Source organism: Streptomyces yerevanensis, assembly GCF_000716805.1.
GTDB lineage: Bacteria > Actinomycetota > Actinomycetes > Streptomycetales > Streptomycetaceae > Streptomyces > Streptomyces flaveus.
This window is the reverse complement of sequence record NZ_JNWJ01000047.1, coordinates 75,680-100,597: the sequence shown is the minus strand read 5'-3', so window position 1 is coordinate 100,597 and position 24,918 is coordinate 75,680. Positions and strand designations below refer to the sequence as shown.

The 24,918-nt window shown below is 69.1% G+C and carries 27 protein-coding genes; 15 read left to right on the top strand and 12 right to left on the bottom strand.

Annotated features, from left to right (window positions below):
• Positions 1-40 precede the first annotated feature (40 nt).
• From OP79_RS36405 to OP79_RS36385, 5 genes are all read left to right on the top strand, one after another.
• Entirely contained in the window at positions 41-1,018 is a 978-nt protein-coding gene (locus tag OP79_RS36405) for a carbohydrate ABC transporter permease (RefSeq protein WP_033326442.1), read from the top strand.
• Complete coding sequence (locus OP79_RS36400; RefSeq protein ID WP_078492225.1) at positions 1,015-1,911, top strand: carbohydrate ABC transporter permease; 897 nt, start codon at positions 1,015-1,017, stop codon at positions 1,909-1,911. Before OP79_RS36405 ends, OP79_RS36400 begins: the two co-directional genes overlap by 4 nt.
• On the top strand, positions 1,908-2,975 hold the full coding sequence (locus OP79_RS36395) for a zinc-dependent alcohol dehydrogenase (RefSeq protein ID WP_245685571.1): 1,068 nt from the start codon (positions 1,908-1,910) through the stop codon (positions 2,973-2,975). Before OP79_RS36400 ends, OP79_RS36395 begins: the two co-directional genes overlap by 4 nt.
• Before the next feature lie 203 nt (positions 2,976-3,178).
• Positions 3,179-3,985 (top strand): DeoR/GlpR family DNA-binding transcription regulator, encoded by an 807-nt coding sequence (locus OP79_RS36390; protein ID WP_245685570.1) that lies wholly within the window; start codon positions 3,179-3,181, stop codon positions 3,983-3,985.
• Entirely contained in the window at positions 3,982-4,719 is a 738-nt protein-coding gene (locus tag OP79_RS36385) for an HAD family hydrolase (RefSeq protein WP_051745184.1), read from the top strand. The genes OP79_RS36390 and OP79_RS36385 overlap by 4 nt, the downstream gene beginning before the upstream one ends.
• A 9-nt stretch (positions 4,720-4,728) precedes the next feature.
• On the opposite strand, the gene OP79_RS36380 is transcribed toward OP79_RS36385, so the two are convergent.
• Both OP79_RS36380 and OP79_RS36375 read right to left on the bottom strand, forming a co-directional pair.
• Complete coding sequence (locus OP79_RS36380) at positions 4,729-5,139, bottom strand: SseB family protein (protein WP_033326437.1); 411 nt, start codon at positions 5,137-5,139, stop codon at positions 4,729-4,731.
• Between the two features lie 14 nt (positions 5,140-5,153).
• The gene (locus tag OP79_RS36375) at positions 5,154-6,731 is read right to left on the bottom strand and encodes a hypothetical protein (RefSeq protein ID WP_245685569.1); all 1,578 of its coding nucleotides are present in this window, start codon (positions 6,729-6,731) and stop codon (positions 5,154-5,156) included.
• A 202-nt stretch (positions 6,732-6,933) separates the two neighbouring features.
• Here OP79_RS36375 and OP79_RS36370 point away from each other — a divergent pair, with 202 nt between their 5' ends.
• Positions 6,934-7,998: a protein kinase family protein gene (locus OP79_RS36370; protein ID WP_033326489.1), complete on the top strand. Its 1,065-nt coding sequence runs from the start codon at positions 6,934-6,936 to the stop codon at positions 7,996-7,998.
• Between the two features lie 15 nt (positions 7,999-8,013).
• On the opposite strand, the gene OP79_RS36365 is transcribed toward OP79_RS36370, so the two are convergent.
• Genes OP79_RS36365 through OP79_RS36350 form a run of 4 tightly spaced genes read right to left on the bottom strand, consistent with a single transcriptional unit; the run spans position 8,014 to position 11,694 of the window.
• Positions 8,014-8,607 carry a hypothetical protein gene (locus tag OP79_RS36365; protein WP_033326434.1) on the bottom strand — a complete coding sequence of 198 codons (594 nt, stop codon included), beginning with the start codon at positions 8,605-8,607 and terminating at the stop codon, positions 8,014-8,016.
• Entirely contained in the window at positions 8,604-9,476 is an 873-nt protein-coding gene (locus OP79_RS36360) for a carbohydrate ABC transporter permease (RefSeq protein ID WP_033326432.1), read from the bottom strand. Before OP79_RS36360 ends, OP79_RS36365 begins: the two co-directional genes overlap by 4 nt.
• Positions 9,473-10,414, bottom strand: a complete 942-nt coding sequence (locus OP79_RS36355) for a carbohydrate ABC transporter permease (RefSeq protein WP_425428656.1) — start codon at positions 10,412-10,414, stop codon at positions 9,473-9,475. Before OP79_RS36355 ends, OP79_RS36360 begins: the two co-directional genes overlap by 4 nt.
• On the bottom strand, positions 10,411-11,694 hold the full coding sequence (locus tag OP79_RS36350; protein ID WP_033326430.1) for an ABC transporter substrate-binding protein: 1,284 nt from the start codon (positions 11,692-11,694) through the stop codon (positions 10,411-10,413). The genes OP79_RS36355 and OP79_RS36350 overlap by 4 nt, the downstream gene beginning before the upstream one ends.
• 152 nt (positions 11,695-11,846) lie before the next feature.
• On the opposite strand from OP79_RS36350, the gene OP79_RS36345 reads away from it, so the two are divergent.
• On the top strand, positions 11,847-13,205 hold the full coding sequence (locus OP79_RS36345; RefSeq protein ID WP_033326428.1) for a Gfo/Idh/MocA family protein: 1,359 nt from the start codon (positions 11,847-11,849) through the stop codon (positions 13,203-13,205).
• Positions 13,206-13,450: 245 nt separating this feature from the next.
• On the opposite strand, the gene OP79_RS36335 is transcribed toward OP79_RS36345, so the two are convergent.
• On the bottom strand, positions 13,451-14,029 hold the full coding sequence (locus OP79_RS36335; protein WP_033326424.1) for a YceI family protein: 579 nt from the start codon (positions 14,027-14,029) through the stop codon (positions 13,451-13,453).
• Between the two features lie 101 nt (positions 14,030-14,130).
• Between OP79_RS36335 and OP79_RS36330 the strand changes: the two genes are divergently transcribed.
• A complete protein-coding gene (locus tag OP79_RS36330) occupies positions 14,131-14,985 on the top strand; it encodes a helix-turn-helix domain-containing protein (protein WP_033326422.1) in 855 nt (284 codons plus the stop codon).
• 163 nt (positions 14,986-15,148) lie between these two features.
• Here the strand turns inward: OP79_RS36330 and OP79_RS36325 are convergent, their stop codons facing one another.
• Complete coding sequence (locus OP79_RS36325; RefSeq protein WP_033326420.1) at positions 15,149-15,742, bottom strand: TetR/AcrR family transcriptional regulator; 594 nt, start codon at positions 15,740-15,742, stop codon at positions 15,149-15,151.
• A gap of 131 nt (positions 15,743-15,873) precedes the next feature.
• Here OP79_RS36325 and OP79_RS36320 point away from each other — a divergent pair, with 131 nt between their 5' ends.
• From OP79_RS36320 to OP79_RS36285, 7 genes are all read left to right on the top strand, one after another.
• Entirely contained in the window at positions 15,874-16,638 is a 765-nt protein-coding gene (locus OP79_RS36320) for a 3-oxoacyl-ACP reductase family protein (RefSeq protein WP_033326418.1), read from the top strand.
• A 40-nt stretch (positions 16,639-16,678) separates the two neighbouring features.
• The gene (locus OP79_RS36315; RefSeq protein ID WP_033326416.1) at positions 16,679-17,482 is read left to right on the top strand and encodes an alpha/beta fold hydrolase; all 804 of its coding nucleotides are present in this window, start codon (positions 16,679-16,681) and stop codon (positions 17,480-17,482) included.
• 44 nt (positions 17,483-17,526) lie between these two features.
• Positions 17,527-17,946, top strand: a complete 420-nt coding sequence (locus OP79_RS36310; protein WP_033326414.1) for an ester cyclase — start codon at positions 17,527-17,529, stop codon at positions 17,944-17,946.
• A 381-nt stretch (positions 17,947-18,327) separates the two neighbouring features.
• Positions 18,328-18,726, top strand: a complete 399-nt coding sequence (locus OP79_RS36305; RefSeq protein ID WP_033326413.1) for a nuclear transport factor 2 family protein — start codon at positions 18,328-18,330, stop codon at positions 18,724-18,726.
• Between the two features lie 222 nt (positions 18,727-18,948).
• A complete protein-coding gene (locus OP79_RS36300; RefSeq protein ID WP_033326411.1) occupies positions 18,949-19,968 on the top strand; it encodes an LLM class flavin-dependent oxidoreductase in 1,020 nt (339 codons plus the stop codon).
• Between the two features lie 784 nt (positions 19,969-20,752).
• Entirely contained in the window at positions 20,753-21,445 is a 693-nt protein-coding gene (locus OP79_RS36290) for a haloacid dehalogenase type II (RefSeq protein ID WP_033326407.1), read from the top strand.
• Between the two features lie 67 nt (positions 21,446-21,512).
• Complete coding sequence (locus OP79_RS36285) at positions 21,513-22,082, top strand: HXXEE domain-containing protein (protein WP_051745183.1); 570 nt, start codon at positions 21,513-21,515, stop codon at positions 22,080-22,082.
• On the opposite strand, the gene OP79_RS36280 is transcribed toward OP79_RS36285, so the two are convergent.
• From OP79_RS36280 to OP79_RS36265, 4 genes are all read right to left on the bottom strand, one after another.
• Positions 22,083-22,250, bottom strand: a complete 168-nt coding sequence (locus OP79_RS36280) for a helix-turn-helix transcriptional regulator (protein ID WP_245685568.1) — start codon at positions 22,248-22,250, stop codon at positions 22,083-22,085. It abuts the gene before it with no gap.
• A 129-nt stretch (positions 22,251-22,379) separates the two neighbouring features.
• Complete coding sequence (locus OP79_RS36275; RefSeq protein WP_033326478.1) at positions 22,380-22,589, bottom strand: hypothetical protein; 210 nt, start codon at positions 22,587-22,589, stop codon at positions 22,380-22,382.
• Between the two features lie 186 nt (positions 22,590-22,775).
• Positions 22,776-23,885 (bottom strand): glycoside hydrolase family 6 protein, encoded by a 1,110-nt coding sequence (locus tag OP79_RS36270; protein WP_245685567.1) that lies wholly within the window; start codon positions 23,883-23,885, stop codon positions 22,776-22,778.
• Between the two features lie 433 nt (positions 23,886-24,318).
• On the bottom strand, positions 24,319-24,813 hold the full coding sequence (locus OP79_RS36265; RefSeq protein ID WP_033326403.1) for a GNAT family N-acetyltransferase: 495 nt from the start codon (positions 24,811-24,813) through the stop codon (positions 24,319-24,321).
• Positions 24,814-24,918 lie beyond the last annotated feature (105 nt).

Genomic DNA, 24,918 nt, shown 5'->3' with positions numbered 1-24,918 from the left:
CGCTCCCCTACCCCGGCCATCACTGGCAGAGGAAAGTTTCATGACCACGCTCATCGAGACATCCGGTACGCCCGGTACACCGAAGACACAGCCACGGCCCGTCCGTCGGCGAAAGCCCACCGGCGCCGGCAAGTGGCGGCGGCGCATCCCCCTGCTGCCGGCGCTGATCTTCACGATCGTCGTCACCCAACTGCCGTTCATGGCAACGCTCGTCATCTCCACCTTCCAGTGGAACATCCTCAAGCCGGGCGAGAGGCACTTCGTCGGCCTGTCCAACTTCACGTTCGTCTTCACCGACGAGCGGCTGCGCTCGGCAGTGCTCAACACCGTCGTGCTCACCGCGTCGGTGGTCCTCATCAGCGTGGTCCTCGGCCTCGGCCTCGCCATGCTGCTCGACCGCAGGTTCGTCGGCCGCGGGCTGGCGCGCACCCTGCTCATCGCGCCGTTCCTCGTCATGCCGGTCGCCTCGGCGCTGCTGTGGAAGCACGCCATCTACAACCCCGACTACGGCCTGCTCAACGGCACCCTCAACGCCGTATACCGCCTCTTCGGCGCCGACAACGGCCCCACCATCGACTGGATCTCCTCCTACCCGATGCCGGCGGTGGTGCTCTCACTGGTCTGGCAGTGGACGCCGTTCATGATGCTGATCCTGCTGGCCGGCCTACAGGCGCAGCCCGGCGACGTCCTGGAGGCGGCCCGCGTCGACGGTGCGTCGGCCATGGCGACCTTCCGCTTCATCACGCTGCCGCACCTGCGCCAGTACCTGGAGCTGGGCATCCTGCTCGGCACGATCTACGTCGTGCAGACCTTCGACGCGGTCTACACCATCACCCAGGGCGGCCCCGGCTCCCAGACGACCAACCTGCCCTACGAGATCTACCTGACCATGTTCCGCAAGTACGAGTACGGCGAGGCGGCCGCCGCCGGTGTCGTCGTCGTACTCGGCTCGATCGTGATCGCGACGTTCGCGCTGCGCACCATCGCGTCGCTGTTCCGTGAGGAGATATCCCGATGACCGCTCACGCAGCAGTCGCCGCCCCTGGAGCGAAAGTCAGGAAGCTCGTCCGTCGTCACGACAAGCAGGGCGACCACGGCGGTGCGCAGGGTCTTTCGCCCCTGTGGACCTTCGTCGCCTGGCTCGCCACCCTGGCGTTCTTCGCGCCGGTGGCGTGGATGGTGCTCACCTCCTTCCACCAGGAGGCCGACGCGGCGACCAACCCGCCCACCCCGTTCGCCCCGCTCACCTTCGACCAGTACGAAACGCTGTTCAGCCGGGACATCACCCCCTTCCTCCTCAACTCGGCCATGGCCAGCGTCATTTCCACCCTGCTGGTGCTCGCCCTGGCGGTGCCGACGGCCTACGCGCTGTCCATCAAGCCGGTCGAGAAGTGGACCGACGTGATGTTCTTCTTCCTGTCCACGAAGTTCCTGCCGGCCATCGCGGCCCTGCTCCCGGTCTACATGATCGTCAAAGAGGTCGGGATGCTGGACAACGTCTGGACGCTGATCGTCCTGTACACCGCGATGAACCTGCCGATCGCGGTGTGGATGATGCGCTCGTTCCTCGCCGAGGTCCCCAAGGAGATCCTGGAAGCCGCCGAGATGGACGGGGCCAACCTGCTCACCGTGCTGTGGCGGGTCGTCGCCCCCATCGCCATGCCCGGACTCGCCGCCACCTCGCTGATCTGCTTCATCTTCAGCTGGAACGAGTTCATGTTCGCCGTCAACCTCACCGCCACCCAGGCCTCCACCGCCCCGGTGTTCCTGGTCGGCTTCATCACCAACGAAGGCCTCTTCCTGGCCCGGCTGTGCGCGGCGGCCACCCTGGTCTCCCTGCCGGTCCTCATCGCCGGCTTCGCCGCCCAGGACAAACTCGTCCGCGGCCTGTCCCTGGGAGCCGTGAAGTGAGCACCCGACCCGAACGGAACCCCACCCCCATGAACCAGCAGATCCGCCGCGTACTCGTCCGGTCGATCGACGACATCCAGATCGAACGGACGGACGCCCCCGTGCCCGGCGCCGGTGAACTCCTCGTCCGTACCACCGTGGTCGGCGTGTGCGGCTCCGACACCCATGCCGCCCTCGGGCATCACCCGTTCATCGACCTGCCCTACCGTCCCGGACACGAGGCAGTCGGTGTCATCGCCTCCGTGGGTGCGGGCGTCGAGGACTTCGCCTCCGGCGACCGGGTGCTCATCGAGCCGAACCTCTACTGCGGCCAGTGCTTCCAGTGCCGCTCCGGCCGCTACAACATCTGCCAGGAGCTGAAGGTCTTCGGCTGCCAGACCCCCGGCGCCATGGCGGACCTGTTCACCATCCCCGCCGCCCGCGTCCATCGCGTCCCCGGCGGCATGACCGACATCGAGGCGGCTCTCGTCGAACCGCTGGCCACCCCGGTGCACGCCGTGGCGAAGGCCGGTGACCTCACCGGACGTACCGTCGTCGTCCTCGGCGCCGGGCCCATCGGCCTGTTCACCCTCATCGCCGCCCGGCACGCGGGCGCCGCCCGGATCGCCGTCACGGACCTCATGGACGGCAAACGGGAACGGGCGCTGCGCCTCGGCGCCGACACAGCCCTGCCCGCCGACGCCCCCGACCTGGTCGAGCAGGTCCACGCGGCGCTCGGCGGTCCGGTCGATGTCGTCTTCGACTGCGTGGCCCGGGAGCAGTCCATGGCCCAGGCGACCGGCCTGGTCGCCAAGGGCGGTCACATCGTCGTGGTGGGCGTGGGCGCCGGCGGCCCGACTCCGATCCGCCTCGACCTGGTCCAGGACCGGGAGATCCGTATCGAAGGCACCCTGATGTACACCGCCGAGGACTACCGCACCGCCATCTCCCTCATCTCCTCGGGCACCATCGACGTCGACGAGGTCGTCACCGCCACGTACGGACTGGAGGACGCCGGCAAGGCCTTCGCCGCCTCCCTCCAACCGGAACACGTCAAGGTCCTGGTCACTCTGGAAGCTCTCTAGCGGTGTGCGGGTGCTCTGGGCGACGGCCGCGCAGGCGCCGGTCCCTCCCGCCGCGTATGCGAAACTTCGAGTTTGAAGCTTCGTGGAGGAGCCCGACCGCACTGGCCGTGAACGCCGTGACCGCAGCGCTGTGCAGGCCCTGGTCCGTCAGTCCGTCGGCAGAAGCGCGACGGACGCAGGACATGGATGGAAGGAGAGCCGCAGTGCCCGCCAGGACACGGTCGTCGCAGGCCGCGGTCGAGGAGCGGCGTCAGGCCGTCCTGCGACACGTCGCCGAACACGGCGAGACACGCATCGACGACCTCGCCGACCGGTTCGACGTCAGCTTGATGACGATGCACCGCGACCTCGACGACCTGGCCCAGCGTCACCTGCTCCGCAAGGAACGCGGCCGGGCCGTCGCCTTCCCCGCGCTCACCATGGAGACGGCCACCCGTTTCCGCGAGAGCACCGAGCACTCGGCCAAGGCCGCGTTGTGCGCGGCGGCCGTCGCCCGGATCAGGCCGGGCAGCACGGTACTCATGGACGACTCCACCACCCTCTTCCCCCTCGCCCCCGCCCTCGCGGAGCTCGACCAACTCACCGTCGTCACCAACTCGGTGGGCCTGGCGCAACGCCTGGGAACGGCCTCCGGCGTGGACGTCACCCTGCTCGGCGGGCGCTATCACGGCGACTTCAACTCCTGTACGGGTCCCGCGGTCACCCGCGCCCTGTCCGGCATACGTGCCGATCTCGCCCTGATGTCCGCCACCGCCGTCCTCTCGGGCGAGCTCTTCCACCCCCTGAACGAGTACGCCGAGGTCAAGCTGGCCATGCTCGCCTCCGCCGAGCGGGCCGTACTCCTCGTGGACCACTCGAAATTCGGCAAGGCCGCCACCTACGCGTACGGCACCGCGGCCGACTACCAGACCGTCATCACCGACACCGGCGCCCCCGACGCGGAGCTCGCGGCCATCCGCGAGCTGGGAGTCCCCGTCGAGACAGTCGACCCCGGAGAACCCTCCCCGTGATACAGACCCTGTTCGAAACTCCCAGCGCCTATCGGCTCACCGCCACCGAGATGGCCGATCCCGTACCGCGGGTCGAAGCCGTGCTGTTCGACTTCAGCAACACGATCTTCCAGATGATCGACCTCGAGACATGGCTGCGCCGGATCGGCACAGCCACCGGCCGCCTCGCTCTGCTGCACGAGCAGGGCGCCGTGGCCGAGATCTCCCGGCAACTGCGCACCGCGTTCCGGCTGCCCGCGGTCGCCGCCCTCCAGGAGGGCCGGGACCTGTCTCCCGAACGGCATCGCGACGCCATGCGGGGATGGTGGGGTCACGTCGACTTCCTACGAGGCGTGGAGGAGGCGGCCTACCGGGAACTCACCGCGCCGGACGCCTGGCTCCCCTACCCCGACACCGCGCCCACCCTGCGCAGCCTCCGCGCTCGCGGACTGCGCATCGGCATCGTGAGCGACTTCGCCTGGGACCTGCGGACCCACCTTGCCCAGCACGCCCTGGACGACCTGATCGACGCCTGTGTCATCTCCTATGAGCAGGGCCGCGAAAAGCCCGACCCCCAGCTCTTCCTCAAGGCCTGCGCAGACCTGGGCGTCGACCCCCGCGCAACTCTCATGGTCGGCGACAACCCGGTCCGCGACGGCGGCGCGACCGCCTGCGGCCTACGGACCTACATCCTCCCGGCCGAGAACCGCACCGGCGACCGGGGCCTGGCCGACGTCCTCCGGCTCGTCACCTAGTTACCTCTGTTACCTCTGGCAATGGGAGAGCACGCTGCGTACGGCCTCCGAGGTGAAGGTGACCGCGTCCGGGTGGCCGAGGTCGATGGCCAGGGTGAGGTCGGTTTCGGTGGGCCAGTTGACCGCCAGGACCTCGAGTTGCAGCTGGCGGTAGCAGTAGATCTCGGGGAAGGCGTCCGAGAGCCTTTCCTCGCAGGTGAAGGCCACCACGGCCTGGGTTCCCGGCGGGTACTCGAGTACGGGGAGGGTCAGGAGGCCGCTGTCCTGGGCGTCACGCGTGGCGATGTCGTCGGGCAGGGGCACGAGGACATCGCAGGCGATCAGGGTGTCCAGGGCCGACGGGTCGTAACGGTGGCGCTTGAGATCGCGCAGAGCGTCCTGCGCGGCGGCCGTGAGCACTGCCTCGGGGATGGCGATCATGGCCTTCCTCCTCATCAGTGCGTTGCGGTTCGGGACGGGGTTTCCCACGTACCCCGGGTGAGACCAGCTATGCGCGCTGTCGCCCGGTTGCCGCCCCGCTCGCCGTGCACGGCGGGTGCCACATAGATCCGCACATCAGCGATCCGGTGAGGCTGCCAGGTGCGGGCGTACGCGGGCGGTTGGCCTCCCTGCGTGGTGAGGACGGCGACCGGCAACCGCCCGGCGGTCCGCACGATCTCCGCCCGCGTGGTGTTGGCGTTGTTGCCGGAGGTCTGGGCGGAGGCGCACCCGGTGTAGAAGGCGATCGGGATGGCCTCGTACCCGGTCAGCAGGCACGGCGGCCGTACGCCGAGCCGGTGCAGCTCCGCTGCCGTGCGGGCCCAGTCGCGGCGGGCGGCGTAGGTGCCGTCCACGACGTGGTTCAGCACCGCGTACTGGATCACGAGGTGCCCGGCGAGACCGAACGCCACCAGGGACACGGCCACCTTCCGCCACCGTCGGCTCCGCGGGGTCACCAGGTGGACGAGCGCGCCCGCGACCGGGAGCGCCAGCAGTGCGTAGGCGGGCAGCAGGAAGCGTGGCGCCGCGTATCCGATCAGGAACAGGTACGGGAAGGCGGCCGTCGCGGCGCAGGCCAGGGGCAGGAGGGTGGCGGCGGTCCGGCGGGCCCGGACGGCGACCGCCAGGCCGAGGGCGGCGAGCAGGGGGAGCACGAACCACCAGATCATCACCGCCGGGTGCGGCCACGGCGCGGTGCACGGGCGGCACAGCGTACGGCCGGCCAGGGAGCGCAACTGGTCGTCGACGGCGAGGTTCCAGCCAAGGCCGCCCTGGACCAGGGAGGCGTCGGCCAGCCGCTGCCTCAGGCCGCCATAAGCGACGTACGCCTCGACGACCCACTCGGCCGCCCCGGCCGCCAGCCCCATGACGAGCGACAGGAGCAGTGGCCATCGCCGCCAACGGCGCACGCACACCAGCAGGGCGAGCAGCGGCAGGGTCACCCAGACCGCGTCGGTGGGCCGCATCCACGCCATCAGCGCCGCGCTCAGGCCCACGCCCCACAGCGCCGCCCGGTCGAAGCTGTCCGCCTGGGCGCGCAGGAAGTATCCGACACCCGCCAGGGCACCGATCGCGACCCAGTAGTTGGGCATGACCTGCGGGCCGTAGAAGAGGGTCACCCACAGCGTCGCGAACAGCGCGCCCGCCAGGGCCAGCACGCGCAGGGGGAACAGTCCCCGCCAGGCGCGCAGCGCGAGGAACAGGCCGAGTCCGGACAGCAGTGCCAGATAGACCCGCAGCAGTTCCGTGGACGTCGACCACGAGGCGACGGGCGCGGCCAGCAGCGAGATGCCGCGGGCGCGCGGCGCGCTGAAGAACGCCGCCGGAGCCTCCGGGCTGACCTGACTGACGTACACCACCTCGTCCCAGCCGAGGCCCAACCCGGGGCGTACGAGCGTCAGTTGAGCGAGCGTGAAGGCGCCCGCCACGAGCGCGAGCCCGCTCTGACCGCCGAAGCGCCGCGCGGTGCGGGCCCGCGCCGGCGGGTGGCGCCGCTCGGCATCGACGAGCGGGACGTGCAAGGTCTTGGGCATCGTCGACCCTTCACCCCCAGCCTGAAGAAAACCAGCCGGAAAACAGCAGAAACACGAACAAATTAACGCGGGTCGGTCAGGTGCGCAGCGCGGAGGGGGGCGAATGGGGAGGGGTCCGGGCGGCCGAATGGCCGTTACGTAGGGTGGCGGTCATGCCAGGAGACGGGTGGGCGCGGTAATGGCGGAGACAGAGTCCCCTGACATGTCACGCGGAGCGCGACTGGCCGCCCACAGCGCCGTCTCCACAACGCTCGCCCTGTGCAATGATCACCGACTGCGTGAACTGGTGGACGCCGCCGTGCCGTTGGGCTCCGGCATCGGCGGGCAGTCGGTGCTGATGGAGGTCGCCGGACGCCCCGTGTTCGTGAAGCGGGTGCCGCTCACCGACCTGGAGGCGCTGCCGGAGAACGTCCGGTCCACGGCGAACCTGTTCGGGCTGCCCGCCTTCTGTCAGTACGGCATCGGCGCCATCGGCGGGGCGGGCTTCGGGATCTGGCGGGAGCTCGCCGTGCACATCATGACCACCAACTGGGTGCTCGGGGACGAGTACCAGGGCTTCCCGTTGATGTACCACTGGCGCGTGCTGCCGGACCCGGCGCAGCCCCTTCCCGAGGACCTGGCCGATGTGGACCGGGCCGTCGCCTACTGGGGAGGTGGTCCGGAGGTACGCCACCGGATCGAGGCCCTCGGTCGGTCATCGGCGAGCGTCGCGCTGTTCCTGGAGTACATCCCGCAGACCCTGCACACCTGGCTGGGCGAACGGATGCGCACGGAGGACGCGAACGAGGCCTGCTCCCTGGTGGAGCGGGAACTGGAAGTGGGCGTCTCCTTCATGAACGCGCGCGGGCTCCTGCACTTCGACGCCCACTTCCAGAACATCCTCACCGACGGCCGGCGCCTGTACTTCACCGACTTCGGCCTCGCACTCTCCTCCCGCTTCGACCTGTCGCCGAGCCACGCCGCCTTCTACGACCGGCACCGCGCCTACGACCGCGCCTACACGATGACCTGGCTGGTGAACTGGCTGCTCAAGGACCTGTACGACTACGAGCGGGAGGAGCGCGAGGCGGCGGTGCGCGCCTGCACCCGGGGTGAGCGCCTCACGGGAATCCCCGACGCGGCGGCGGCGGTCATCGCCCGCTGGGCACCGCTGGCCGCGGTGGTGTCGGGCTTCAACCGCACGTTCCACGACGAGAGCAGACAGACGCCGTACCCGGTGGAGGAGATCCACCGGGTCAGCGAGAAGTACGGCTTGGCCATCACCTGACGGATGCGGGTCCTCTCAGGCCCGCCCGGACAGTCGTACGTCGATCGCCGTCAGCGCCAGCGCCAGCGGCCCCGGCGCCAGGAACGCCAGCGGCAGCAGCATCCACGCACACAGCGCTGCCGCCGCCAGGGCCAGGAGTACGAGACCGCTGCCGCCCACATCCCGTACGGAGTCCCGGGCCGCCTCGCGCACCGCCGCGCGCCAGTCGGTGAGGGACTCGGGGCGGGCGCAGGCGCGCAGGGCGACGACAGTGGCGTACGTACCGATGAGCGCGGCGACGGCGGCGAAGAGCGGCGCGCCCGGCAGGCCCGCCCGGGCCAGCGCCAGGTCGGCCAGCACCAGCAGCACGCCCACCGCGGACAGCGCACCGGCCGCGAGGTCCCCGGCCCGCAGCCGTTGCCGCAGCACCGCCAAGTACCGTCCCGCCGTGGCGGGTTGGTCCTCGCGCGTGCCACGCAGCACCGCGCACGCCGTCGACAGAGCCGCCGGCAGCGTGACGACCGGCAGCGACACCAGCGCCGTACAGATGCCCACACTCAGCACATCCGCGAACAGCGTCATCCGCGGTCCGAAGATCTCGCCCGTCTCGCGGGCCTGCCCGGCGCTCATCCCTTGATCCCGGAGTTCGCCATGCCCTCGACCAGGAAGCGCTGGAAGGCAAGGAAGAACAGCACGATCGGCAGCAGCGCGATCACCGACATCGCGAACATCGGGCCGAAGGCCGACTGGCTGGAGGCGTCCACGAACTGCCGGAGTGCCAGCGTGAGCGTGAACTTCTCGGGCGAGAAGAGATAGATCAGCTGGGTGAAGAAGTCGTTCCAGGTCCAGATGAAGGTGAAGATCGCTGTGGTGATCAGCGCGGGCCGGGTCAGCGGCAGGATGACGCTGAAGAAGCTGCGGAACGGCCCGGCGCCGTCGATCCGTGCCGCCTCCTCCAGTTCACGCGGCAGCCCCCGCATGAACTGCACGATGAGGAAGACGAAGAACGCCTCCGTGGCAAGGAACTTGGGCAGGATCAGCGGCCAGTACGTGTTCACCATGCCGAGCTGGTTGAAGATGATGTACTGCGGGATCAGTACGGCGTGGTGCGGCAGCATGATCGTCGCGATCATGAACGCGAACAGCGGCCCGCGGAAGCGGAAACGCAGACGCGCGAAGGCGTACGCGGCCAGGGAACAGCTCAGTACGTTGCCGATGACGGCGCCGCCCGCGATGAACAGGGAGTTGCCGAGCAGCTGCCACACCGAGACTTCGTTGACGCCCTCCAGAGCGGTCGAGTAGTTGGACCATTCCAGGCTGCTGGGCAGCAGGTTGAGGCTGGCGATCACCTCGTCGGCGGGCTTGACGGAGGTCGCGAGCAGCCACGCCAACGGGTACAGCATCACCAGCAGCGCGGCCAGACAGCCGGCGTGCAGAGCGACGCGCCGCCAGGCAAGGGGCTTGCGGACGGCGGGAGTTGCGGCGGTTGAGGTGGTCATCGGTCCCCCTCGGAAGCGTAGAAGACCCAGGAGCGCGAGGTCCGGAACAGTACGGCCGTGACGGCGCCGATCACGAGGAGCAGGACCCAGGCCATCGCGGAGGCGTAGCCCATGTGCGAGGCGACGAAGCCGCGGTCGTAGAGGTAGAGGGTGTAGAAGAGCGTGGAGTCGGCCGGGCCGCCCTTGCCCGCGCTGATCGCGAAGGCGGGTGTGAAGACCTGGAAGGCCTGGATGGTCTGGAGCACCAGGTTGAAGAAGATCACCGGGGACAGCATCGGCACGGTGATGGACAGGAACTGCCGCCATCGACTCGCCCCGTCCACGGCCGCCGCCTCGTACAACTCCCCCGGGATCTGCTGGAGTCCGGCCAGGAAGATGACCATCGGCGCGCCGAACTGCCACACCGTCAGCAGCGCGACGGCGAACAGCGCCCAGCCGGGTTGATTGACCCAACCGCCCGTGCCCAGCAGGTTGTCGACCGTGCCGCCGTCGTTGAAGATCGCCCGCCATACGAGGGCGATGGACATGGAGGCGCCGAGCAGGGAGGGCGCGTAGAAGGCGGAGCGGTAGAAGCCCCGGCCTCGCTTCATGGACTTCAGGGCGAGCGCGACGACCAGGGCAAGGCCGAGTTGGAGGGGCACAGCGATCACGACGTACGTGAGGGTCGCGACGACCGAACGCCAGTAGCGCGGGTCCTCGGTGAACATCTGCGTGTAGTTGCGCAGGCCCACCCACTGCGGCGGGTTGAACAAGTCGTAGTCGGTGAAGGAGAGATAGAGCGAGACGGCCATCGGGAGCAGCGTCAGCACGGCCGCGCCGAGGACCCACGGGGAGAGGAACACCCAGGCGGCGCCCTCGCGTTGGCGACTCGGAGGCTTCTTTCCTGTGGCGGTCTGCCGGGTTCGTGAGGCGGCCGTCGGCATCTCTGTGGTGGTCATGAGCGCAGCTCCGCCTTCGCCTCGGTGACATAGTCCTCGGCCGCCTCGCGGGGCGACATCCGCTCGTACGACACCTGGTCGTAGTCGCGCATGAAGGTGGTCTGCAGGGCGCTGTCGCCCGAAGGGGGCGCCTGGGGCGGGGCGTTGAGGTCGCCGTCCACGGAGGCCTGGTACTCGTCGATCGTCTTGTCGAAGTCCTTCAGCTCGGGGCCGATCGCCTCGCGGATCGTCGCGTTGATGGGGATGCCGCGGGTCGCGCCGAGGATCTTCGCCGCGTCCATGTCGTTCAGCATGAAGTCGATGAACCGGGCGGCCTGCTTGGGGTGTTCGGAGGCCTCGGCGACGCCCATGAACATCGACGGCTTGAAGTACTGGCCGGGCGTGCCGTCCTCACCCGCCGGCATGGGTGCGAGATTGACTCCGCCGGGGACAAGGGCGAGGAAGCCGCTGGCGGGCGCGTCCCAGTTCATGTCGGAGATGGCCTTGCCGCGGCCCAGCGGGGTGTTCTCGACCGTGCCGTCGATCTGGGTGGTCTCCTCGGCGGGCGAGACGGCGCCCTCGCGGCGCAGCTTGTCCGTGAAGGTCCACCACTTGGTCAAGTCGTCGGCGGTGAAGCCAAGTTGGCGGTCCTTGGTGTAGAGCTCCTTGCCCTGGCCACGCAGCCAGACCTCGAAGCAGTCCTCGCTCTGGCCGGGGTCGGTGCCGCCGGGCTTGCCGGTCTCCTTGGCGAGGGCGCGCATCGCGTCGGCCCAGTCGCTCCAGGTCCAGCCCTCGCGGGGCAGTTCGACGCCCGAGGCCTTCCACTGCTTCGCGTCGTACGCCATCGTCTCGGTGCCGCGCGCCTGGGGAATCGCGTACTGCTTGCCGTCCACGACGCCCGTGGCCAGCAGGCCCTTGTCGATGTCGGCGGTGCTGAGCGCGGACTTCTGCTTCGCGAGGTCGAGGAGGACGCCACCGGAGGCGTACTGGTCGATCATGCGGTAGTCGAGCTGCATCACGTCGGGGGCGTCGCCGCCGGCCGCCTGCGTGGCCAGCTTCTGCTTGTACGGCTCGTATCCCGAGAACGAGGTCTGGATGTCGATGCCGGGGTTCCGTTCCTCGAACAGCGCGACGGCCTCCTCGGTGCGGGCCGCCCGGTCCGGGTTGCCCCACCAGGTGTAGCGGAGCACGACCTTGCCGCCGCCGACCGAGTCGCCGGATCCCGTACAGCTGGTGAGCGTCGCACAGAGTGCCAGCACGGCGGCCGTCATGCAGGACCTCGTTGTCCTGTTTCCGGGCATGTGTGGGGTCACCTCTCTCGGGCAGAAAGCGCTTGCGAGCAGAACGACCCTAGGTATCGTCCGGATGTCCGTACAAGCCCCCGTGCGCCACTTCCCTGGAACTGTCACGGATCTTCACCGGCGCCCTCGACACCCAGCGAACGGAGACCTTTATGCCCCTTGAGAACGTACGCCTTGAGACCGTACGTCGCCGCCGCCGTTGTGCGGTGGTGGGCCTTGGCGCGCGGGCCCGGCTCTTCACCGAGGCGCTGGCCGGTCCCTACGCGGACCGGATCGAGCTGGTGGGCTTCTGCGATGTCAACGCGCACCGCATGGCCGTCCACAACGACTGGCTGGCCGCCGACCCTGGCCGGGAGCCCGTACCGGCGTACGCGGCCGAGGACTTCGAGCTGATGCTTCGTGAGGAGCGCGTCGACCTGGTGGTGGTGTGCAGCGTGGATCGGACGCACGATCAGTACATCGTGCGCGCTCTGGAGGCGGGCTGCGACGTGGTCACCGAGAAGCCGATGACGACGGACGCCACGCGGGCCCGGCGCATCCTGGACGCCCAGCGTCGCACGGGCCGCGATGTGCGGGTCGCCTTCAACTATCGCTACAACCCGGTGCATTCGGCCGTGCGTCAGTGCATTGCGGCCGGGGAGATCGGCGAGGTGGGGTCAGTTCACTTCGAGTGGCTGCTCGATCTGCGGCACGGTGCGGACTACTTCCGGCGGTGGCATCGGGACAAGGCGAACTCCGGTGGCCTGATGGTCCACAAGGCGACGCACCATTTCGACCTGGTGAACTGGTGGTTGGGGACGTCGCCCGAGACGGTCTTCGCGCAGGGCGGCCTCTTCTTCTACGGGGAGAGTGCGGGACGGCGGCGAGGACTTGCGCGCTCGTATACGCGGGCTCATGGCGCCCCCGCCGCCGACGGCGACCCCTTCGCCGTACGCCTCGCGGACTCGCCCGTGCTTCGCTCGCTGTATCTCGACGCCGAGGGGGAGGACGGCTACCACCGCGACCAGAACGTCTTCGGGCCCGGCGTGAGCATCGAGGACGACATGGCGGTACTCGTGCGGTACGCGTCAGGCGCGACCCTGACGTACCACCTGACGGCGTACGCGCCTTGGGAGGGCTACCGGGTTTCGTTCAACGGGAGTTCGGGCCGGCTGGAGCTGCTGGTGGAGGAGACGACGTGGGTCCGCCCGGACGCTGTCGGGTCGGAGGGCTCGAGCCCTGTCATGCACGGCTCGGCGGTCGGCGAGGAGGCGGGTCGTACGGAGCTGCTGCTGCGACGCTTCTGGGAGCCGCCGCGTGAAGTGAAGGTCGCGGCCGGCGAGGGCGGGCACGGCGGCGGGGACGTCCGCATGCTGGCGGACCTGTTCGGCTCGCGGACGGGTGACCCGGATGACCTGGGACGCGCGGCGGACGCTACGGACGGGGCGCGGTCCCTGGTCACGGGGCTGGCGGCGAATCGGTCGTTCGAGACGGGGGCGGTGGTTCGGGCTCGGGATCTGCTGGACGTTTGAGGGGGTGGGTGCGGGTTGAGGGTGGCTGGTCGCCGCTCACGTTGGGGGTCCGGTCGTGTCCATGGATGTGACTTACGAGGGCTGGCGGCGACGCGGCCTGAGCCTGGCGGACCGTGCCCGTGGTCGGCACGGCCCCTGCGTGGGCGTACCGGAGCAGGAACGGAACGTGCCAGGCCATGACGATGTCGGCCGCTTGCCGGGCGGCGCCCCACGGAGACTCCCAGCGAGGCGCGGCCCGTCCTCGGTCAGCCGTCTTGGCCCTGCGGTCCGACGAACTGCATGTCCAGGTGAAGCTTGACGACATCGCCGAGAAGCCCGGCGCCGAAGTCCAGCCCGAAGTCGCTGCGCCGGATCTCACCCGTCGCCTCGAACCCGGCGTGCTTCCTCTGGTCCGCAGGGTGGTCCACCACCCCTCCGAACTCGACGGCGAGCGTGACCGGGCGGGTCACGTCCCCGATGGTCAGGTCCCCCGCCATCGTCCAGTCCTCGCCCTCTCCGGACACCCGTGTCGAGCGGAACGTCATCGTCGGCCGCTTCTCCACATCGAGCAGCTCGGCGGAGCGGGTGTGCGCGTCGCGGTCGGAGTTCCCGGTGTCGATGGAGGCGAGAGCGATCTCGGCGGTCACCCGCACGTCGTTGACGGTCTCACCGATGTACAGCCCGGTCTTGAACTCGGTGAACCGGCCGCGCACCTTGGCGATCCCGAGGTGGCGGATGGTGAAGTTGACCGCCGAGTGAAGGGGGTCGAGTTCCCAGTCGCCCGGGGACAGCGGCAGCGCGGCGACGGAAGCGGCGGTGATGTTCGCGGAGTTGTCATTGCTCATGGCTTCATCGTGCGAGCCCCGAGGCGGGTGAGGGAGGCCGGGCGAAGGGTAGTAGTGGCAGGGCCATCCTCCGCGACGGCACGCGTTGTACGGTTCGACAGGTGAACGACAACGAGTTGGGCACCTTCCTGCGCACCCGCCGTGAAGCCGTCACCCCCGCCGAGGTGGGTCTGCCCGCGGGCCTGCGCCGCCGCACTCCGGGGCTTCGCCGGGCCGAGCTCGCCACGCTCGCCGGCATCAGCGTCGAGTACCTCACCCGGCTCGAACAGGGCCGCGACCGCAACCCCTCGCCCCAGGTCCTCGGCGCCCTCGGCGACGCCCTGCGCCTGTCGCACGCGGACCGTCTCCTGTTGCACCGGCTGGCCAAGGACCACGGCGATGCCAAGGCGGTATGTCAGTCGGTCACCGTACCGCCGGTACGTACGGTGCGTGCCACCTTCCAGGCGCTTCTCGACCACCTGGAGCCCGCACCGGCCCTCCTGCTCAACTGGATCGGTGACATCGTGGCCTGCACGCAGGGCTATGAGCGGTACGCCCGCCCGCTCGGCCTGCTCGACGGCGACCCGCCCAACATGATGCGGTATCTGTTCACCGATGCCCGGGCACGCGCGGTGTACCCGGGATGGGACAGGCTGGCCGACGAGCAGGTCGCCCATCTGCGCAACGAGGCCTCGCCGCACGACCCGTATGTGGCCGCCCTGGCCGAGGAGTTGACCGCGACGGTGGGAGCACCGTTCAGCGATCGGCTCGCCGTTCCGGCCCTGCCCAACCGGTTCGGGACCGAACTCGTCGACCACCCCGAGGCAGGCCGCCTCCGCCTGTCGTACGAGACGCTCGCACTCTCGGACGAGGGCCAGCGCCTGGTGGTGCACTTCCCGGCCGACGAGGCCACGGCCACCGCACTCGACCGCCTCAACGGCCGCAGGCCCGGAGCGCTGCGGGCGGTGAGCGGCTGACATCACCAGGGTCGCCCCGGTCTGACGTCACGGGGTCGCCCCGGTCGGCCCGGCCGCGTCGCCGTCTGTCACGCCGCTCAAGGACTGACCCGCGCCGCCGACCCGGGCAACCCGGGCGCGGCGCGCTTCAGCCATGCGTTCAGGTCATGGCCGAGTAGTCGATTCAGGCGCTCGGCCACGTGCTGAGGGCCTGGTCGGCGACGCGGTGCATGTCCTCGCGGCTGGCGCCGCCGGCGGCCTGCACGGCGAGGCCCTGCCCGACGGTGATCACATAGCGAGCAAGGGAGTCCGCGTCGGCGGTGGAGGGCAGGTCGCCCTCGGCCTGGGCATTCTCGAACCGCTCCCGCAGGGCCTCTACCCCGGCCTCGCGGCGTTCGGCCAGGTCGCGACGGACCGGTTCGCTTTCCGGGCCGGCGGCCAGCGCGGACTGCACCAGCAGGCAGCCGGGCGGGCAGCCGGGGAGGGTGTGGGCGTTGACGGCTCCGTGCAGCATCGCCTCGGCCACCTGCCGGGCGGTGGGCAGCTCAAGAGCCGGGCCCACGAAGGCTCCCGGGCCCTGCACGTAGCGGTCGACGGCCTTGCGGAACAGCTCCTCCTTGTTGCCGAAGGCGGCGTAGACGCTGCGCCGGTTGATACCCATGGCCTCGGTCAGCGCGGCGAGCGAGGCGCCCTCGTAGCCCTCGGCCCAGAACAGCCGCATCGCCGCCTCCAGCGCCTCGTCGGTGTCGAAGGACCGGGGCCGTCCGGTGCTGGGCATCGAAGCCTCCTTGAGAAAAAGTTCGCCGCCGCGGAAGGAATCTTGTGGTTGCTCAGGTTAGTGTCATCGTGGTTATAGTAACCGATCGGTTCGGTTCGTAAGTGAAGTGCTGAAGACATCGGAGACCCCTTATGAGCACCCAGCTCGTCCCCGGCACCACCCAGTCCGGCGTACGGCCCCTCGAAGGCAAAACCGCCCTGGTCACGGGCGGCTCTCGGGGCATCGGTGCCGCGATCGTGCACCGTCTGACCGCCGACGGCGCCCAGGTCGCCTTCACCTACGCCAGCGCCAAGGAACAGGCCGACGCCGTGGCCGAGGGCACAGGCGCCCTGGCCATACAGGCGGACAACTCCGACCACGAAGCCGTCCGGGCCGCGGTCGGCCGCACCACGGAGCATTTCGGCGGACTGGACATCCTCGTCAACAACGCCGGCGTCTCCCACGCCGCGCCGATCGAGGACTTCCCGCTGGAGGAGTTCGACCGGATGATCGCGGTCAACGTCCGGGGCGTGTTCAACGCCGTCCAGGCCGCCGCTCCCCACCTCGGCCAGGGTGGTCGCATCATCAACATCGGCAGCGTCATCGTCGACCGTGTTCCCTTCCCCGGCGCAACCGTCTATGCCCTGAGCAAGGCCGCCGTCGCCGGTCTCACGCGCGGCCTGGCCCGCGAACTCGGTCCGCGCGGCATCACCGTCAACAACGTGCAGCCCGGCCCCACCGCTACGGACATGACCCCTGTCTCCGGCCCGTACGCGGAGTCCCTGAAGCAGCTCATGCCGCTCGACCACTTCGCCGAGCCCGCCGACATCGCCAGCGCCGTCGCCTATCTCGCCGGCCCCGAAGCCCACTTCGTCACGGGCAGCAGCTGGAACGTCGACGGCGGCATCGCTGTCTGACCGCCCACCCCGGGCGGCCGCCACCATCGACGACGTACAGATGCACTACGTCATCGGCGGCGACGGCCCGCAGGTCATGGTGCTGCTGCACGGCTGGCCGCAGAGCTGGTACGAGTACCGCCAGATCATGCCCTCACTGCTGCCCGGCCGCACCGTCATCGCCATCGACCTGCCGGGCCTGGGCGACTCCACCGGAAACCCGCCCTCCAGGGCCAAGACGGCCCTGGCCACCTACGTCCACAAGCTCCTCAACCACCTCGGCCACCACGAGAACGTACACGTCGTCGCCCACGACTTCGGCGTCAGCGTCGCCTACCCACTGGCCGCCCAGTACCGCGAGCAGGTGGCGGGCCTGTTCCTCATGGACTACGGCCTGACCGGCAAGAACCTGAAGTTCGCCGCCATCGAGTCGATGTTCTGGCACTTCTCCTTCAACAAGCAGAACCCGCTCGCCGAGGAACTGGTCACCGGCCGGGTCGAGACCTTCCTCACCCACTTCTTCCAGGGGATGAAGACCGCCGGCGAGAACATCTCCGACGACGAACTGGCCGAGTTCGTCCGGCTGTTCTCCCGTCCCCAGGTCCTGCACGCCGGCTTCGAGCTCTACCGGACCGAGACCCAGGACGAGGCCGACAACACCAAGCTGCAGGAGACCCCGCTGACCATCCCGGTCCGCATGATCACCCAGGCCGGCCTCGCCGACATGGTCCTGCCGCCCCTCCAGGACGCCGCCCCCCACGCCACCTCCGCCGACGTCCCCGGCGCCGGACACTTCCTCCTCCACGAAGCACCCGACCGCGTCCTGGCCGAAATCAATGCCTTCTACCCCAACCCCACAGCCTGACCAACTTCGAAAGCCGACACACCGAGGTGAGAGGAAACCCCCTGATGAACAGCCAACCCACTTCCGCCCGCGATGTCCCTACTCGCGTATTCGCCGCCTTCGACGCGGGCGACATCGCTGCGCTGGACACCCTGGTCTCGCCCGATCTCATCGACCACAACCTGCCCCCAGGGGCTCCCTCGGCGATCGAGGGGATGAAGGGAATGGTCGCTGCCATGCGCGACGGGTTCACCAACCCTCACCACGAGATCGTCTACCAGGCCGAGACAGACGACGGCTGGGTCGTCTCCCAGTGGGTGATCACAGCGACCCACACCGGCCCTTGGTTCGGAGTGCCCGCGACCGGCCGTGAGGTGACCTGCTCCGGCATCGACCTCGCGCGGGTGGTCGACGGCCGGATCGTCGAGATCCGGCACGTCGAGGAGCTGCTGCAACTGCAGATGCAGATGCAGCTCACCGGCTGAGGCAGCAGCAGGGATGCATCAGCGCGGCGCGAGCCGACCAGACAAGGACCCCCGGCGAAGAGTCGAAGTTGATCGCCCCCTAGACCCTTCGCCGGAGGTTCGCATGACTCACGCCGTTGCCGCGTTGGCTCCTGAAGGCTGTCTGACGACATACCGGAGGCGCTCGCTCCATTCCTGCAGGGCGCCGAGATCGAGCAGGTGGCCGACCGCGGCTCGATCGGCAATCCGTCCGCACTCCAGCAGTTCGCCGAGTACCGCGCCGAGCGGGCCCGCACAGGCCGGGTGGCCGAGGCTCGGCGCTGAGCCCGAGCCACATGAGGAGCTGGACCCAAGTTCAGGACGCATTGCCGCACTACGTGGCCGAGACAACCGAGGAGAGAGATGTCGAGCGAAGAAGCGGACCCCACGGACTTCAGCGTGGTGAGCACCTTGCTGGCCGCGATCGAGAAAGGCGACATGGACGAGGTGCGCCGCTGCTTCGCGCCCGGCGCGCTCACCTGGCACAACTTCGACGAGATCGAGCAGGACGTCCATGACATGACTGCGATGCTCGGTCACCTCTGTGCCCTCTCGACGAGCCGCAGTTACGAGGACCGACGTATCACGACAGTCGGCTCGCAGGCGTTCCTGCAGTACACGCTGACCGCAGCACTCCACTCCGGAGGCCGCTTCCGGATGCCGGCGATGATGCGGCTGGAGATCGATTCCGACGGGCTCGTGGCACGGATCGAGGAATACTTCGACTCACGCGTGCTCGACAGCCTCGCCAAGGCCTCGTGACGGCCTCCGCGTCCAGCAAGAACGAGAGCGTGTTCCCCGGGGGCCAGAAACTCGCCCGCCTCGCCACCGTCACGCCGACTCCCTCGACGCCGCCGCGACGCTCAGTCAGCCGGTCCAGGTCGACCTCTACCTCCGCGCCTTCCAAGGAGTGTCCGCCGGCGCCTGCGACAATCGGATCAACGCCGGTGCGGCCGAAGCTGCCGCGGACGATGGAGGAGCCCTGTGCCTCTGCCCTCACAGCCCCTGCGGAAGCTGGGCTTCCTGACCATCGGCTTGTTCGACGGGGACGATCCCCGCCGGGGCCATGAGTCGACGCTCGAGATCATCGAGTTCGGTGAGCAACTCGGCTTCGACAGCGCATGGTTGCGTCATCGCCATCTGCAGTACGGCATCTCCTCCCCGGTGGCCGTCCTGGCGGCGGCCTCGCAGCGCACCCGCCGCATCGAACTCGGCACCGCCGTGATCCCGGTGGGCTGGGAGAACCCGCTGCGCCTGGCCGAGGACCTGGCGACGGTCGACATCCTGTCCGGGGGCCGCGTGAATCCGGGGGTCAGCGTCGGCCCGCCGATGCACTACGACCAGGTCAGGGAAGCGCTCTACCCGGACACCGCGGACGCCGAGGACTTCAGCTACGAGCGCGTGCGCCGGCTGCTGGACTTCGTACGCGGGAAGCCGGCCACCGACTTCAGCGGCGTCCAGGGCTTCGAGGTGTTCTCGGACCGCGTCCAGCCGCACGCCTCCGGCCTGGGCCGCCGCATGTGGTACGGCGGCGGCAGCCTGAGTTCGGCCCGGTGGGCCGGGGAGCACGAGATGAACTTCCTGACCAGCAGCGTGGTGAAGGCGCAGGAGTCGGAGGACTTCGCGCAGGTCCAGCTCTCGCACATACGCGCCTTCCGGGCTCACCATCCCGACGGCGACCGCGCCCGTGTGTCGCAGGGACTCGTCGTCATCCCCACGGACGGCGCCTCGCCCGAACAGCGCGCGAAGTACGAGGAGTACGCCCGCAAGCGGCTGCCGCGCACCGTCGCGCCACAGGGGCCGGCGCGTCTGATGTTCGCCCCCGACCTGGTCGGCACCTCCGAGCAGATTGCCGAGCAGCTCTACGCACACGCCGCGTTCCGCGAGATCGACGAGGTCGCGTTCGCCCTGCCGTTCACCTTCGACCACGAGGACTACGTCCAGATCCTGACGGACATCGCGACCCGACTTGGCCCGGCGCTCGGCTGGCGGGCTGCCGGCTAGCCGGCTCCCGCTGTGCCGCTGCCGCGTCCCCGATGGGGTGGCCCGGTGGATGTTCGGGCGCGCGGTGGACAGGTTGTTGAAGCCGTCTTGATCGCCGGCCGCCGTGCAGGAGGACCTGCTCGCGGAGCCCCGGCAGGGTCCGCTTCGGACGGGCAGAGCTCACTGCCCCGACTGCGAGATGCCGTCCACGGGGGGATGGGATCGCGGATGGGTGGGTGCGTGCGGGTTGCAGTGGCTGATTGCCGCTCACGTTGGGAGGCCGGTCGCGGCCATGGGCGTGGCGTACGGCGGGCTGGCCGCGACGACGTGGACTGAGCTCTGGGCGCAGTGGTAGGCACGGCGGTGTTGAGTCGCACACCGTGAGCACGTCTCCCCCTCGTGTTCACGAGGCGCTCGTCTGAGCGCCTGAAGGACATCCTCCCCCTGCCTGTTCACGCTTTTCGCAGGACAGGGGACACGGCACTCGCGATGCCTGCACGAATTGAGCGGTACGCGCCCGCGTGGGACTGTCCCGACAACCACCCCGCCGGTCGTCGGTACGGCACTTCCGCGAATGCCGCCCGGCTACCCACCGGCAGGCGAGTCAGGGAATGTGACAGATCGCCCCCTCACTGTCACATTTCCGCGACCGGTACCTCTCTCGAGTGGACGTGACCTGCTGCGAGCGAACGTCCCGGCTCGTCTCCTTCCGCCGGTACGGCGGCCCAAGTGCGGCCCTCCACAGCGGAGTTCCAATGTGGCAGGCTATTTCGACGTCCGTACCCCGTCAGCAGGAGACCACCGGATGGCCGATGCATGGGACATCGAGGTCGTCGTCTTCGACGTCCTCGGAACGATGGTCGACGAGCCAGGAGGACTTCGAGCGGCCATTCGCGATGCGGTGCCCGCGGCCGACGACTCGTCGGTCGACCAGCTGCTCACCGTGTGGCAAGAACATGTCGAGCACGAGCAGCGACGTATCGAGGAACAAAGCCGGGCATACGCCAACACCGAGATCATCGACCGCGAGGCAGCTCAACGCGTAGCCGACTGTGCCGGGCTGACCGACCCGGAGGCCATCGAGCGACTGGCTACCGCAAGTCAACGCCTGAAACCCTGGAACGACTCCCTCGCCGGACTCGAGCGCCTCACGCGGCGTTTTCCTGTGCTGGGACTCTCCAACGCAAGTCGCGCGACCCTGCTCCGTCTCAACGCATACGCTGGGCTGCGCTGGCACCAAGCCCTGTCCGCCGAAGACGCCCGGGCCTACAAGCCCGCACCGGAGGTCTACCAGCTTGCGATCGACGCGGCAGGGTGTCCACCGGAGCGCGTGCTGAAGGTCGCAGCCCACGCCTGGGACCTCCGTGGAGCGCAGGCGGCAGGAATGCGAACCGCTTACATTCAGCGACCAGCCGGGGATCCTCCGAAGGGGACCGACACCTTCGATTGGCAGTCAAACAGCCTGGATGAGTTGGTCGTTGAGCTGACGGTGACGTAGCAACGCCAATCTCGGCGGCCAGGGACTCTCCGGGCGTACGTGATGCATGCTGACAGAATTCTCGCCTATGAGCGGATATGAGGCGGGCGATGGTGGCGGACGGATCGGGGCCGGCGTGACCTTCGGGCTGCTGGCTGCGTGGGTGGTGCATGATCTGGAGGAGGTGGCCACGGTGCCGGGCTGGACCCGAGAGCGAGTCCCCGAGCTGCGGCAGCGCTTTCCACAAGTGCCAGAACGGATGTGGCAGCGGCTGGAATCCATGGACGGGCGCGAGTTCGCAACGGCCGTCGCCGGGATGGGCGTGGTGGTAGCCACCGCTGCTGCTGCCGGACACCGCACTGGTGGACACTCCGGTTTCTACCAAGGGGCTCTCAACGGATTCGGGCTGCACGCCCTGGTGCATCTGGCCCAGGCCACTGCCATCCGTGGATACACGCCTGGTTCGGTCACCTCACCGCTGGTGGTCATCCCCTTCACGTTGTGGGCTCGCGGCCGACTGCGGCAAGCCGGTGTCCTGCGTCCCACGCGGCCACGCGACGCGGTGCAGGGGCTGGCGTTGGCTGCTGCGGCCACGGCCGGGACGCACATGGTGGCGCGACGGCTTCTGTCCCGGGGCCGAACAGCACCCCGGACCTGATCACTCACTTGGGGATTCGCCGGACGCGGCCTTGAAGCAGCGGCTGAAGTGGGCAGGGGACAGCGCGGCGACCGCGGCCATGTCGGCCACAGCGAGTGCCTCGGAGTAGCGGACGTCCGCGAGATCCCTGGCGCGGAGCAGATGACGAGCGATCGGAACATGGGCCACGGGACCCATTGTGAGGTCACCGGGACCCGCCGCTCCCGGAAGTCTCTGGCCGACCTGGAGCATCCTGTGGCGACTGCCTGGGGTGGTTCCGATCCTGCCTGGCACCCTGCGGCTTCGGCCGTGCGGAGCTCATCGCCCCGACTGCGAAATTCCGTCCACGAGTTGGCCCAGGACATCTCGGATGCCCTGACCGAACTCTGTCGGGGCGATCAGCACGCCGAAGACCAGCACAATGACCACGGTCAGTTTCTCGTCGTTCCTGCTTCTGGCCTGCGTTCGGCGACGCAGTCGTACGACGATGATCACAGCGAGCAGAAACGCCACGTTGATCGTCAGCACCACCGGCCGGTCCTCCCGTCAGGCAAGAGCGTTCGGACCTTCCTGTGTAGTTCGAACCGGGCGACACCGTGGCTCAGTTGTCCACGGTTGGCGGCAAAGTGCCCCGAGTCGACCGAATTGCTCGGATGCCTGAGCAGCGGGCGCCGCCGACAGGCGGGCCCGCCCTCAGCAGAACTCCCGGCCCCGTCACCCTCCGCCCAGAATCGGCGGATTGGCCAACCGCACCAGTTCCAAGGCCTGTTCGGGGAACCAGTCCCCCGCGTCCGGATCGACCATCCCGCGCTCCGGGTCCTCCGGACCCTCCGTGCCGCGCAGGCACAATCCGTCCGACTCGCCCGGGATCTTGATCCACAGTCGGGCGTCGTGGAGCGGGTCGCCCGTGCGGAGAGTGGGGCGGGCGCCGAGGCCGCGGTCGGGCGGGTTGCACCAGTCCTGGGGGTCCGTGTACTTGCCCGGGGGCGGGGTCCACGGGCCCCGGCCGTTGCGGCTTGAGTCGGTGACAAAGTGCTTCATACGGGAGGGCGGTACGCGTACGTTCTCCTCCAGCCAGGCCTGGGCGTCGGCGCGTGGCCAGCTCTGGTTGGGGCAGTTGGCCGCGTCGCCGCCTCCGTCCACGTACGCGAGGCAGGACGAAATCAGCTTGCCGTACCAGGAGTTGGCGTCGTCGGTCTGGTAGTTGGAGGTGTTGGTGTAGAAGCCCGAGGCGCGGGCGACGCCGCCCTTGAGGAGGCGGGGGACGATCGAGTTGACGGTGTGCCAGCCGGGGTGGCCCGTGTCCAGGTACACCCGGGTGCCGCGTAGCGGTTCCAGCTTGTCCACCGCGTAGTTGACCTCGGTGTAGCGAGCTGCGGTGAGTGTGCCCTGGGCGTCGTCCTGGCCGCAGTCGGCGGGAACGAGGGCGAGGGAGTCGGGTTCGAGGACGACGAGCGCGTCGCGGCTGCCGATGCCGCGCGCGACCGCGTCGATCCACGCCTTGTACTCGGCCGTGTTGGAGGCGCCGCCGCCCGAGTAGTTGGAGCAGTCACGGCCGGGCACGTTGTAGAGCGCGAAGATGGGCAGCGCGTCGTCCTGGTCCGCGTCGCGCGCCACCTCGCGGATCTGGCGCTCGACCTGGGCCGGGGTCTGGTCTCCGTACCAGACCGCCTGTGGTGTGTGTGCCATGGTCAAGATGCCTGCCGCGTCCCGGAGTTGGCCCGCCCAGGCCAGCTCGGAAGCCTGGCGGTACGCCGCCGGGTTGGCGTCGGGGACGTACAGGCCGGATCTGTGCCGTTCGGCATCCGCCGCAACATCCGCCACTTCCACCGCACCTGCCGTCGGCGCGCTCAGCAGAGAGGCCAGGCCAACAAGTAAGACAGCCAGGCCTGTTGAGATACGTCTCATGGGTTCACTCCTGGTTCGCAACGGTCACCGGGGACTTGCGGACTTACGGGAGCGCTCCCATGAGCCTCGTCGCGTATGGGGCGACCCGTCAAGGTGGCTGCACCGAACGGCTCGCGGCCGCACCGGGCGGCTCAAGAACCGACCCAAGTCTGTGCTGCCCGAGAGGTCGCAGAAGAAGCGCTGCGGCTCACCCACCAGATTGCCGTGCACATCGAGGTGCCAGGTGGCCACCCCACCTCGTTGCCCTCGTGCGCGCCGGAGCCCGCTTCGAACGCGGCCACCTCGTCGAACGCCCCGAGACCCTCACGGCGTGAGCAGCCTCGGCTGATCCGCAGAAGCCTGGGGAATCTCAGGCATTCGCGCGCCGTATGTGCAGGTGGCCATCGCGGGGGAAGGAGGGCGGCGCCGCGGGCAGGACGCTGTCGAAGTCGTACCGGCTCTTCTGTGCAACCCGGCACGATGCCAGGTTGTCCACCTGGTGCAGCAGTTCGAGACGCTCCAGCCCGTCGGCTTCGAAGGTGTCGAAGGCCCAGCCGGTGAGCGCCTCCAGAGCGCGGGGAGCCACTCCCCTCCCGCGAGCGTGCGCCGCGGTCCAGTAGCCCACCTCGGCCGCCGGTTTGCCGGAGGTGACTTCCTTGAGGACCACGTTGCCCACCAACTGTTCGCGAACTGAACCGGGTTGTTCCTCAAGGACGGCAAAGCCGAACCGGTCCCCCGCTGCCCAGCCCCGCTGCTGGGCCTGCACCCACCGTTCCCCGTCAGCATCGTCGTCCACGACAGAGCTCGCCCACTGGCGCAATGCGGGATCCCGGCTCACCTCGACCAATGCGGCAACGTCCTCCATGCGTCAGGGGCGAAGAACGAGAGGGGGAGAGGCCGGCGACACGGCCACCTGAAGGACGACGGGGGCATTCATCAATTGATCATATGCGGCGGCGTTTTCACCCGA